9 protein-coding genes and 3 pseudogenes are annotated in these 11366 nt (G+C 63.3%); 10 read left to right on the plus strand and 2 right to left on the minus strand.

Annotated features, from left to right (window positions below; translation table 11 throughout):
- The first annotated feature begins 55 nt into the window (after positions 1 to 55).
- The 8 genes and pseudogenes from ACT2FV_RS15600 to ACT2FV_RS15635 form a co-directional block, all read left to right on the plus strand.
- The gene (locus tag ACT2FV_RS15600; protein WP_444504287.1) at positions 56 to 838 is read left to right on the plus strand and encodes a 5-oxoprolinase subunit PxpA; all 783 of its coding nucleotides are present in this window, start codon (positions 56 to 58) and stop codon (positions 836 to 838) included.
- A gap of 16 nt (positions 839 to 854) precedes the next feature.
- Positions 855 to 1097 carry an acetyl-CoA carboxylase gene (locus ACT2FV_RS15605; protein WP_444504288.1) on the plus strand — a complete coding sequence of 81 codons (243 nt, stop codon included), beginning with the start codon at positions 855 to 857 and terminating at the stop codon, positions 1095 to 1097.
- Between the two features lie 4 nt (positions 1098 to 1101).
- Positions 1102 to 2565, plus strand: a complete 1464-nt coding sequence (locus ACT2FV_RS15610; protein WP_444504289.1) for an acetyl-CoA carboxylase biotin carboxylase subunit — start codon at positions 1102 to 1104, stop codon at positions 2563 to 2565.
- Complete coding sequence (locus tag ACT2FV_RS15615; protein ID WP_444504290.1) at positions 2562 to 3437, plus strand: 5-oxoprolinase subunit B family protein; 876 nt, start codon at positions 2562 to 2564, stop codon at positions 3435 to 3437. Before ACT2FV_RS15610 ends, ACT2FV_RS15615 begins: the two co-directional genes overlap by 4 nt.
- Positions 3427 to 4422: a biotin-dependent carboxyltransferase family protein gene (locus ACT2FV_RS15620; protein WP_444504291.1), complete on the plus strand. Its 996-nt coding sequence runs from the start codon at positions 3427 to 3429 to the stop codon at positions 4420 to 4422. Before ACT2FV_RS15615 ends, ACT2FV_RS15620 begins: the two co-directional genes overlap by 11 nt.
- A 210-nt stretch (positions 4423 to 4632) precedes the next feature.
- Positions 4633 to 5988, plus strand: a complete 1356-nt coding sequence (locus ACT2FV_RS15625; protein ID WP_444504292.1) for a purine-cytosine permease family protein — start codon at positions 4633 to 4635, stop codon at positions 5986 to 5988.
- A 117-nt stretch (positions 5989 to 6105) separates the two neighbouring features.
- A complete protein-coding gene (locus ACT2FV_RS15630; RefSeq protein WP_444504495.1) occupies positions 6106 to 7224 on the plus strand; it encodes a porin in 1119 nt (372 codons plus the stop codon).
- A 278-nt stretch (positions 7225 to 7502) separates the two neighbouring features.
- A pseudogene (locus tag ACT2FV_RS15635) lies at positions 7503 to 8368 on the plus strand (IS5 family transposase); the annotation flags it as partial.
- Here ACT2FV_RS15635 and ACT2FV_RS15640 read toward each other — a convergent pair.
- Both ACT2FV_RS15640 and ACT2FV_RS15645 read right to left on the minus strand, forming a co-directional pair.
- Positions 8364 to 9398 (minus strand): annotated as a pseudogene (locus ACT2FV_RS15640) (IS481 family transposase). The pseudogenes ACT2FV_RS15635 and ACT2FV_RS15640 sit on opposite strands and share 5 nt — an antisense overlap.
- 39 nt (positions 9399 to 9437) lie before the next feature.
- Positions 9438 to 10109: pseudogene (locus ACT2FV_RS15645) on the minus strand (IS630 family transposase); the annotation flags it as partial.
- 94 nt (positions 10110 to 10203) lie between these two features.
- Here ACT2FV_RS15645 and ACT2FV_RS15650 point away from each other — a divergent pair.
- Positions 10204 to 11013, plus strand: a complete 810-nt coding sequence (locus ACT2FV_RS15650; RefSeq protein WP_444504293.1) for an IclR family transcriptional regulator — start codon at positions 10204 to 10206, stop codon at positions 11011 to 11013.
- Between the two features lie 129 nt (positions 11014 to 11142).
- Complete coding sequence (locus ACT2FV_RS15655; protein ID WP_444504294.1) at positions 11143 to 11292, plus strand: hypothetical protein; 150 nt, start codon at positions 11143 to 11145, stop codon at positions 11290 to 11292.
- Positions 11293 to 11366: the final 74 nt, after the last annotated feature.

Below are 11366 nucleotides of genomic sequence, written 5' to 3' on the forward strand. Positions count from 1 at the left end.
TTCGGCCCGCGCCCCCGGCGCAAACGACACCGGAGAACCTGGAGGAACGATCCGTATGAGGAAGCACAGTGTCGACCTGAATTCCGACATGGGCGAAGGTTTCGGCCCGTGGACGATCGGCGACGGCGTCGACGAGCAGATCATGCCGCTCATCAGCTCGGCGAACATCGCGACCGGTTTTCATGCCGGCGATCCGAACATCATGGCGCGCACGGTGCAGCTTGCGCGCGACGCCGGCGTCGGGATCGGCGCGCATCCCGGCTTTCGCGATCTGGTCGGCTTCGGCCGCCGCACGATCACCGAAACGCCGCAGGCGCTCGTCCACGACATCCTGTACCAGCTCGGCGCGCTGCGCGAGTTCGCGCGGCTCAACGGCGTGAGCCTGCAGCACATCAAGCCGCACGGTGCGCTCTACATGCACGCGGCCACCAACGAAGCGTTCTCGCGGCTGCTGATCGAGACGCTGCAGCGCGTCGACCCTGGCCTGTGGCTGTACTGCATGGAAGCATCGGTCACCTATCGCGTTGCGATGGAGTACGAACAGCCGGTGATCCGCGAGTTCTACGCCGACCGCGACTACGACCGCAGCGGCTCGATCGTGTTCACGCGCCGCGTCGGCCGCCTCGATCCGCGCCAGGTCGCCGACAAGGTGCTGCGCGCGTGCATCGACGGCAAGGTGCGCACGATCGACGGCGACGACATCGACATCGATTTCGATTCGGTCTGCATCCACAGCGACACGCCGGGCGCGCTCGACCTCGTGCGCGACACGCGCCACGCGCTGATACGCGAAGGCATCCGGACCGCCGGGCCGCAACCGCTCGCCGCCCATCACTGATTCAAGGAGATACACGATGGCATTGCACGATATCGTCAGCCCGCTGCCGGGCACCTTCTACCGGCGCCCGTCGCCCGATGCGGACTACTACGTCACGGTCGACGCGACGGTCGACGCCGGCGCGGTGGTCGGCCTCGTCGAAGTGATGAAGCAGTTCACCGAGATCGAAGCCGATGCGGCAGGGCGCGTGGTCGAGCTGCTCGTCGAGGACGGCGAGCCGGTCGACGCGGGCCAGGTGCTGATGCGGATCGAGGGGTGATGCGATGAAACCGGTAACGTCCCCCGACACCTTCTACCGTCCGTCGCGGATCCAGACCGTACTGGTCGCGAACCGCGGCGAGATCGCGGTGCGCGTGATCCGCGCCGCGCGCGAGCTCGGCATGCGCGCGGTCGCCGTGGTCAGCGACGCGGACCGCGACAGTCTCGCCGCGCGCATGGCCGATGAAGCCATCCACATCGGCTCGTCGCACGCGGCGAAAAGCTACCTGAATCCCGCCGCCATCCTCGACGCCGCGCGACATTGCGACGCGGACGCGATCCATCCCGGCTACGGCTTCCTGTCCGAGAACGCGGCCTTCGCCGCGCAGGTCGAGGCGGCCGGCCTGATCTTCGTCGGCCCGGACTCGCACGTAATCGCCACGATGGGCGACAAGGCCCGCGCACGCGAAACCGCGCGGCGCGCCAACGTGCCGACCGTGCCCGGCAGCGACGGCGTCGTGCAGTCGCTCGACGAAGCGCGGGACGTCGCCGCGCGCATCGGCTATCCGATCATGATCAAGGCGGCCGCCGGCGGCGGCGGGCGCGGCATCCGCGTCGCGCACGACGCCGCACAGCTCGACACCGAGCTGCCGCTCGCGCAGCGCGAGGCGCAGGCGGCCTTCGGCGACGGCGGCGTGTACCTCGAACGCTTCATCGCTCGGGCGCGCCACATCGAGGTGCAGGTGCTCGGCGACGGCCACAACGTCGTCCACCTGTTCGAGCGCGAATGCTCGCTGCAGCGGCGGCGCCAGAAAATCCTCGAGGAAGCGCCGTCGCCTTCGCTCACGCCCGCGCAGCGCGACGCGCTGTGCGCGTCGGCCACGCGCCTCGCGCAAGAGGTCGGCTATCGCAGCGCGGGCACGCTCGAATACCTGTTTGACGACGCACGCGGCGAGTTCTACTTCATCGAGATGAACACGCGCATCCAGGTCGAGCATCCGGTGACCGAGGCAATCACCGGCATCGATCTCGTGCGCGAGACACTGCGTATCGCCGACGGCGAGCCGCTGCGCTTCGCGCAGCACGACATCGCGATGCGCGGCGCGGCACTCGAATGCCGGATCAACGCGGAAGATCCGTTGCAGGATTTCCGCCCGAACCCCGGTCGGATCGACGAGCTCGTGTGGCCCACCGGCCCCGGCGTGCGCGTCGACTCGCTGCTCTATCCGGGCTACGTCGTGCCGCCGTTCTACGATTCGCTGCTCGCCAAGCTGATCGTGCACGACGAGAGCCGCGCGGCGGCGCTGCGGCGCCTGGCCCGCGCGTTGGGCGAGCTGCACGTCGGCGGCCTGAAGACGACCGCGCCGCTGCACGTCGCGCTGCTCGCGGACGACGACGTGCGCGCCGGGCGCTATCACACGAATTTCCTCGAAGCGTGGATGCCACGATGGCGCGAAGCCGCAACCGCCGCCGCGCAGCAACACGCAGCCGAAAACGCAGACGCCGTGCGCGTCGGGGAGGCGATGTGACGACCCGTTATACGTTTGGCGGCGACGAGTTCGTGTTCGTCGAAATCAGCGAATCGATGTCGCTCGAGGCGTTCTTCAAGGGCACGGCGATCACACGTGAGCTGCAGCGCCGCGCGGTGCCGGGCATCACCGAGATCTGTCCGGCGAATGCGTCCTACCAGGTGCGCTACGACCCGGACGTGATCGAGCCCGATGCGCTCGTCGCGCTGCTGAAGACGATCGAGGCCGAGGTAGGCGACGCGCCGCTCGAACTCGATACGCGCATCGTCGAGGTGCCGGTGCTCTACAACGACCCGTGGACGCACGAGACGCTGATGCGGTTTCGCGAGCGCCACCAGGATCCGTCGTCGACCGATCTCGAATACGCGGCGCGTATCAACGGCAAGCGCGACGTCGACGCATTCATCGCCGCGCACTCGGGCTCGCCGTGGTTCGTGTCGATGGTCGGCTTCGTCGCCGGCCTGCCGTTCATGTACCAGATGGTCGAGCGCGAACGGCAGCTCGAAGTGCCGAAGTACCTGCGGCCGCGCACCGACACGCCGAAGCTCACCGTCGGCCACGGCGGCTGTTTCGGCTGCATCTACTCGGTGCGCGGCGCGGGCGGCTACCAGATGTTCGGCGTGACGCCCGCACCGATCTTCGATCCCGGGCAGCGGCTCGACTACCTGCGCGAGTTCATGGTGTTCTTCAGGCCCGGCGACATCGTGAAGTTCCAGCCGATCGACCGCGACACGTACGACGCGGCAGTGGCGGCCGTCGAGGCCGGCACCTTCTCGCTGCGCGTGCGCCCGGTGAAATTCTCGCTCGACGCGTTCCTGCGCGAACCCGATGCGTATAACCGCTCTCTCGTCGAGGTGCTGCATGCAAACTGACGCGCACAACCTGATCGAGGTCGTGAAACCCGGCCTCGCGACGTCGGTCCAGGACATGGGCCGGCAAGGCTACTACCACGTCGGCATTCCGCCGTCGGGTTCGCTCGACCAGTACGCATCGCGTGCGGCGAACCTGCTGGTCGGCAATCCCGAAGAAGCCGCCGTGCTCGAATTCACGCTGCTCGGCCCCGAGCTGCTGTTCCATACGGATGCGCTGGTCGCGGTCACCGGCGCCGAGATGACGCCGAAGATCGACGGCGTCGGCCAGCGCTGCAACGTCGCGCTGCGGATCCGCGCGGGCAGCGTGCTGTCGTTCAACTACGTGAAGGCGGGCGCACGCGCGTATCTCGCCGTCGCGGGCGGCATCGACGTGCCGGTCGTGCTCGGCAGCCGCTCGACCTACACGCTCGGCGCGATCGGCGGCCATGCGGGCCGGCGCCTGCAGAAAGGCGACCGTCTGCCGATCGGCGCTGCCGTTGGCTCGCACCGCGAAGGGCGCGAGTTGCCGGCGGCCGTGAGCCGGCCGCTCGACAACCAAGTCGAGTTACGCGTACTGACGGGCCTGTACCACTACCGGCTCACCGACGAATCGGCCCGCACCTTCTTCGACGACGAATGGACGGTCGCGCCGGAAGCCGACCGCATCGGCTACCGCTACAAGAACGGCCGCGCGCTGCAGTTCCGGTCGCGCGAGCAGCCGTTCGGCGCGGGCGCCGATCCGTCGAACATCGTCGACGCGTGCTACCCGATCGGCTCGATCCAGGTGCCGGCCGGGCTCGAGCCGATCATCCTGCACCGCGACGCGGTGTCGGGCGGCGGCTACGCGACGATCGGTACGGTCATCAGCGCCGACATGGACCTGATCGGCCAGATGCAGCCCAACCACCGTGCGCGCTTCGTGCGCGTGACGATGGCCGACGCGCTCGCCGCGCGCCGCGAGTACCAGCGGCGCCTCGCGCTGCTGCGCGCCGTGCTGCGGGACTGAGCGCCCGGCGCGCGTGCCGGGCGCCTGACGCCCCCACGTTTCTTTTCCGCTGTCGCTTCCCGCCCGTGCAGCCCCGCGCCGCACGGCGGGGACGCTTGCGCGCCGTTCCTGCCGAACCGGTTGCCCGCCCGACGTCGGGGCACCCCCGCGGATCGCACGAGCCGCGGCCGAGACGTCGTACGCTGTTTTTGCTCATTGAGGAGCACGATCATGACCAACCTGGCTCAGGCCAGCACCGACGAGGATCTCGACCTGTCGACGCTCGCCATTTCCGATCACGCACGCATGCCGCCCTTTTCGCTGACGATGGCGTGGTGGGCCGTGTGCAGCGCGGTGTTCTACATCGTCGTGGGTGCCACGCTCGCGCTCACCTACGGCGCGCGCAACGCGCTGATCGGGATGGCGCTGTCTGTCGTGTCGTACGGCCTCGTCAACACGATCATCAGCCGCTATGCGATCCGCACGGGGCTCTCGGTCGCGCTGTTCTCGAGGGTGCTGTTCGGCAGCGCCGGCGCGGCGCTCGCGACACTGATCTTCTTCGCGACGGCGATCTACTACGCGGTGTTCGAAGGCTCGGTGATCGCGGTTGCTGCGCATCACCAGTTTCCCGGGCTCGATTACAAATGGGCCGCGCTGATCGTCGTCTGCTACAGCGTGCCGCTCGTGTTCGGCAGCGTGCAGCACTGGCTCGACAAGTTCAACGGCGTGCTGCTGCCGTTCTACCTGTTCGGGTTGCTCGCGGCGGTCGGCCTCGCGACGGCCGAATATGGCTATCACGCCACGTGGCTCGATGTCGGGCCCGCCGGCGGCGCACCGGCCGGCGGCTGGTGGCAGTGCTTCGTCTACTACATGGGCGTGTGGGTGCTGATGATGTTCACGTTCGACTACGCGCGCTTCGGCCGCAAGGAAGACGCCGGCTATCACGGCCGCTTCAACTTCGGGATGCCGTTCTATCTCGTCACGTTCCTCGTCAACGGCGCGGCCGGCATCTATCTCGTCAGCACGATTCCCGGGCTCGGCACGCTGTCGGAAGTGTCGGTCGTGCTCGCGCTGCTGAAGCTAATGGGGGTGTGGGGATTGCTGTTCGTGTGGGTCACGCAATCGCGCATCAACACCGCGAACTACTACCTCGCGACCGTCAACATGCAGGCGTTCTTCCAGAAGGTCGCCGGGCTGCGCGCGCCGAAGTTCGTCTGGGCGCTCGTGGTCGGCGCGGTCGTCTACGCGCTGATGATGGCGGACATCTTCTCGCGGATCCTGCAGGCGCTCGCGTACCAGGGCATCTTCGTCGTCGCATGGGTCGGCGTCGCGCTCGCGCACATCCTGTCGGATCGCTACGGGCAACTCGTCGGCGACGACGTCGAATGCCGCGACGCCCATGTGCCGACCTTCAACCCGGGCGGGCTGACCGCCTGGTTCGCCGGCGCACTCGTCGGGCTCGCGCTGAACCAGGCGACGGGGTTCGCCGCGTCGCTATCGGCGCCCGCCACCTTCGTCGTATCGTGGGTCGTATATCGCGCGCTGCTCGGCACCGCGAAGCGGACCTGGTTCGTGCGGGACATGTAAGCGAATCAGTCATTCGGCAGATATTCATAAAAAAGCAACGATTCGAAAGGTGAAGAGATGTTTAACGAACAACAAAACCAGAGTGGAATCGTGACGACCTCGATTCGCATTTGCGCGATGCTAACGTCGTCGATAATTTTCAGCGTCGCCCACGCAGAATCCAGCGTGACGCTCTACGGCGTGATTGATACTGGAATCGATTATGCAAACAGCGAAGTCAAGGCTAGCAACGGCCAAATTGTCCCCAACAGTGGCGGACATGTCTTCCAGATGTCGAGTGGTGTGCCGTGGGGAAGCCGGTGGGGTATGGTCGGCAAGGAAGATCTAGGGAACGGCCTGAAGGCGATCTTTCGGCTCGAGAGCGGATTCAATTCCGTCAATGGCAGCCTCGGAGGAAACAATCAGCTCTTCTCTCGAAACGCTTACGTTGGCCTGCAAAGCGATAGCTTGGGAACGCTGACGTTCGGTAAGCAATGGGACACGATCGTCGACATGCTCGAACCGTTCTCGCTCAACGGAAATTACGGCGGCTGGTATTTCGCCCATCCGAACGACATGGACAACATGGATAACGGATTCTCCGTGAACAACGCGGTCAAGTACGTCAGCCCGTCGTTCGGTGGCTTGCAATTCGAAGGACACTACTCGCTCGGCGGTCAAGCAGGCCAGTTTTCCAATCAGGCAAGCTATAGTGCGGGCGCGACCTACCGTTTCCAGGGGCTGGCTGCTGGCGTCGCGTACTTGCGCGTGAACAATCCTGGCGTTGCGATCGCCAGTTATCAGAGTGGCGGAGGCTTCGTCAACACCGTGTACGGAAGTGCACTGGAACAGGCACGCAGCCAATCCGTGTTGGCAACAGGTCTGTCGTACCAGTTCGACAAGGTAAAGCTGCTAGGCAACTTCACCTATACGACGTTCCAGCACGGCGACGCAGGGCAAAACGTTACGTTCCAGAATTACGAGCTCGCGGCGATCTACTCGTTGAGAGAAAACCTGGCGTTAGCTGGCGGCTATACATACACAGCGGGACGCGACCACGCGACTGACAGCACACCAAAATATCAGCAGATCAACTTGATTGCTCAATATTCGCTTTCGAAACGGACAGACATATACGCCATGGCTGCCTTGCAACGTGCGTCAGGCGATGCTCAGTTCGCTCAGATCGCGGGCTTAAATCCTTCAAGTACCAATAAGCAGGCCGTCGTTCGTCTCGGTATGACGCATCACTTCTAATTCCGGGAAGTCTTGCAATCGCTGGCAAATGCCAACAGCGTTTGCCGGCATCCCTATTGGCGTCGTGCTATGAGGGAGGGGAAATGGTAGTCTGATTGAGCGTTGACCCATCAGTGAACGTCAACCGACGAACGGTCGATTTGCTTTCATAAGAAACATCGATTGACCACCGGTCTATGAACACGAGCTAGGGAAACACTGATTTGTCCGGCTCGGTGGTCATCGGGGACGCATCCGAGGACGTTGTAGAAGATAGTTCACGGAACGAACCCACGACGATGAAACGGCAAATGAGTTTTGCGGAAGCGGAAAGCGCAGGCAAGAAGCGCGTGACCAGGCGCCAGCGTTTCCTGGACTAGATGGAGAAGCTGGTGCCGTGGTCGCGATTGCTGATGGCAATCGAGCCGTACTACCCGAAGGGTGAGCGCGGCCGCCCGCCGATCGGTCTGGAACGGATGCTTCGAATCTACTTTCTGCAGCAGTGGTACAGCCTGTCGGACGAAGGGCTGGAGGACGCGCTGTACGACAGCATCGCGATGCGGGCGCTTGCAGGGATTGATCTGGCCGTCGAGAACGTGGCGGATGCGACCACGCTGCTGAAGTTCCGGCGCCTGCTTCTCGAACATGAACTGACGCGCAGCTGTTCGGCGAGACTGGCATCTCGCTGTGCGAACGCGGACTGATGATGAAGGAAGGCACGCTGGCCGATGCGACGATCATCGAAGCACCGTCATCGACCAAGAACGCCGAGCAGAGTCGCGACCCCGAAATGCATCAGACAAAGAAAGGTAACTTCGGCATGAAGGCGCACATCGGCATCGATGCCGATTCGTGACTGGTTCACAGCGTGGTCGGCACGTCTGCCAACGTGTCGGATGTTTCGCAAGCCCATCCGCTGCTGCACGGGCTTGAAGAGGAAGCGTTCGGCGATGCGGGCTATGTCGGCGTGGACAAACGCGACGAAATGAAGGGCAAGCCGGTGAAATGGCGTGTGGCGGCCAAGCGCGGAAAGATTAAGGCGATGCAGGACGGTCCGCTGAAGGATCTGGTGACCGCGGTCGAGCGAACCAAGGCACAAATCCGCGCGCGGGTCGAGCATCCGTTTCATATCGTCAAGTGTGCGATTCGCAGACATCGTTTCACTTTCTTGACGGCCGTTTCTGTGGCGCGTCGGAACCCGTGGCGCCGGTAGGAGACACGAGTTCCGACGCGCGCCGATGATGTTCGCCGAGAATCTTGTCGACCCGCCATTCGCGGTGCCGAATTCGCTCTTTCCGCTCGTCGTACGCACTTACCACCTCGTCCGCGAGAGGTGTGATTTCACCCAGCTCCGCAATGCGGTCAACAGGAGTCTTCCCACCGAGTGAGCCGTGTGGCCGACGCCAGTTGTAGTCGAACTGCCACTCTTCGATTCGCAAGTCGATTGCCTGCTCTGTCGGAGCATGGTGGAACCAGAACTCGTTCGGGTCAGTAAGCTGCGAGCGTTCAACCTTGCCATTAAGGTGCGGCGAGCGTGGTGGAATTGGCCGGAACTTGATGTACTCGCTCATCAGGCGCCGCTGCACAGATCCAGCGAAGAACTCGCCGCCGCGGTCGGTCTGGACACGTTGAATCGGAAACGGCATCTCCTCGATGACACGATCAAGGAAAAGCAGCGTATTTCGGGCATTTCTTCGGGGGTAGACGGCCAGTACACGAAACCGGGAACAGTCATCGATGGCCGTGTACTGGTAGACGCCTCGCGCAATCTTCATCGTGTCTATCTGGACGCGGTCTCCGGGCACCGGACGACTGTAGCGCCTCGGTTATACCTGCCTCCTGGGGCGAACCAAAGGCTTCACGGTCGCTTCGCACAAAACCTTATGAATGGTCGCGAGGGATAGTTCTCTTTGCTCGTGCAGACGCAATTCGTTCTGAATCCGCCGTGCACCCTTGCGCTCAGCCCGCAGGCGAAGAATCGTTGCCCTATCTGCGTCAGAGACCTTTCGATTCGGGCTGGTCAGAGGGCGACGGCTTTGAGAACGAAGACCGTCCTCTCCCGCTTCCTGGTAGCGGCGCAGCCACTTGCGAAGCGTTGGCCTAGAGATGCCACAACGCGTGCACACGAGACCGGCATTGCCGGTCTCGTGATACATGCGCACCCAACGTAATCGTGCGGCGATCTCACGGTCCATCGCCTCATTCTAGTTGAAACGATGTCCATGAATCACACAATTGAGCATATTCAGAGCGGCAAACAGCGTCGTGGTGCCATGACGGACGTAATCGTGAGTGACGCCTTCAACGTAGCCGAAACCCATCGGCAGCATGGGTTGCGTACGCTCGAGCGCCTGACATTGGCTCTTCTCGTCCACGCACAGCACCAGAGCGTTCTCCGGTGGACTCAGGTACAAGCCGACCACATCGCGCAGTTTCTCGATGAAGAACTGATCGGTCGAGAGCTTGAAGCTTTCACTTCGGTGCGGCTGCAGCCCCAGCAGTTTGAAGTAACGGTGCACGCTCGTCGGCGAGATGGCGGTTTCGGCGGCAATCGTGCGCACGCTCCAGTGAGTGGATCCATCTGCCGGCTTCGTGTGCAGGGTCTTGTGAATCAGTTGGGCCAGCCGCTCGTCGTCGATGGTGCGTGGCTTGCCGGGACGTACTTCGTCGTAGAGTCCGTTGCTTCGCTGCTCCAGAAACCGCAGACGCCACTTGCCCACCGTGGCACGCGTGAGTTGCAGGCGTTACGCGATCGCGCTATTGGGCTCGCCGTCAGCCGCGGCCAGCACGATGCGCGCCCGCGAGACCAGCGCAGCCGAAATCGAGCGAGAGCGCGCTATCGACATCAGTTGCGAAGGCTCGTCTTCGCTCAGCACCAGTTCCGCCTTCGGTCGCCCCATCACCATGCTGACGTCTCCCGTTCCGTTGACCTCAACATGCTACGTGAACATAGACCAGTTAAAAACGGAACAGGACACTAGCTCCAGGACATCACTCACCATGCCACAAAGACCTAACAGCATGCTACCCGACTGCGACCCGCTGGAATTGAACGGGACAATCGATCGCTATCGCGCGCCGGCGCTCGACAAGGGTCTCGACATTCTCGAACTCTTGGCCGGGCAGAAAGAAGGACTCACCCGTACCGAAATCGCGACGGAACTCGGCCGCAGCGCGGGAGAACTCTTCCGCATGCTCGAACGCCTCGTCACGCGCCGCTACGTGATGCGTTTGACCGGGGGCGATCGCTATTCGCTCAGCCTCAAGTTGTTCGCACTTGCGCACCAGCATCCGCCGACGAACCGTCTTATTACCGATGCGATGCCAAAGATGCAGCGTTTCGCCGATGCAGTTGAACAATCGTGCCACCTGTCCGTCTACGATCGCGGCAGCCTGCTCGTGATCGCTCAAGTCGACGGGCCCGGCACTTGGGGAATATCGGTCAGGCTAGGCTCTCGTATATCGCTCGCCAACACTACGTCAGGGCGCGTGATGCTGTCGTTCCAGGATCCCGATCAGCGCGCACAAATGCTGGCCGACTATCGTAAGATCAAGGATAAAGCGCCGCTGAACGAGCAGGAACTCGCGTATGCATGCCAGTCCATTCGACAGGCCGGCTACCTCCGCCAAGACAGCCGCGAGGCATACGGAATAACCGATCTGAGCGTGCCGATCCTAGGGGCCGACGGCCATGCGATCGCGGTGCTGACCTGTCCGTACATGCGCCGGATCGATGCGCACATCGCGCCGACGCTCTACGCAGCGCTCGAGCGGCTTCGCAATACTGGCCAACTTCTTTCGACAATATGAGCTCGGGAATACTGACCGATGCATATCGACCGGAGAAAATACACTGAGACCCTGGCTTCACTACGGTGACTCTCTCGCATAAGGCAGCACCTGAACGCCATTCCTGATGTATTTACGAACGTTCCTAGCATGAATCGAGTCGAATTGAGACTTGGCCAACTCGATCTTACGGTCGTCACGGGTAAGCTCGCGCTCGAACAAAATTTCGAGCTAGCGGTCGCCGCGACCGCCGTGCCGATTACTAAAACATCTTTCATCCTGACCGGCGCCCGGCGTTAAGCGGCGCCACGCACACTGCGAGAGCCGAACCGGGCTCCCGCCACGCTTCGGCACCTCGCTGACAGGCCGGCGCC

The organism is Burkholderia sp. PR2 (genome assembly GCF_052372875.1).
Taxonomy (GTDB): domain Bacteria; phylum Pseudomonadota; class Gammaproteobacteria; order Burkholderiales; family Burkholderiaceae; genus Burkholderia; species Burkholderia diffusa.

What these genes read in the sequence shown, in the direction of transcription:
- ACT2FV_RS15630 (WP_444504495.1), top strand. Translation starts at nt 6,106, where the DNA reads ATGCTAACGTCGTCGATAATTTTCAGCGTCGCCCACGCAGAATCCAGC.
- ACT2FV_RS15605 (WP_444504288.1), top strand. Translation starts at nt 855, where the DNA reads ATGGCATTGCACGATATCGTCAGCCCGCTGCCGGGCACCTTCTACCGG.
- ACT2FV_RS15625 (WP_444504292.1), top strand. Translation starts at nt 4,633, where the DNA reads ATGACCAACCTGGCTCAGGCCAGCACCGACGAGGATCTCGACCTGTCG.
- ACT2FV_RS15620 (WP_444504291.1), top strand. Translation starts at nt 3,427, where the DNA reads ATGCAAACTGACGCGCACAACCTGATCGAGGTCGTGAAACCCGGCCTC.
- ACT2FV_RS15610 (WP_444504289.1), top strand. Translation starts at nt 1,102, where the DNA reads ATGAAACCGGTAACGTCCCCCGACACCTTCTACCGTCCGTCGCGGATC.
- ACT2FV_RS15600 (WP_444504287.1), top strand. Translation starts at nt 56, where the DNA reads ATGAGGAAGCACAGTGTCGACCTGAATTCCGACATGGGCGAAGGTTTC.
- ACT2FV_RS15655 (WP_444504294.1), top strand. Translation starts at nt 11,143, where the DNA reads ATGAATCGAGTCGAATTGAGACTTGGCCAACTCGATCTTACGGTCGTC.
- ACT2FV_RS15650 (WP_444504293.1), top strand. Translation starts at nt 10,204, where the DNA reads ATGCCACAAAGACCTAACAGCATGCTACCCGACTGCGACCCGCTGGAA.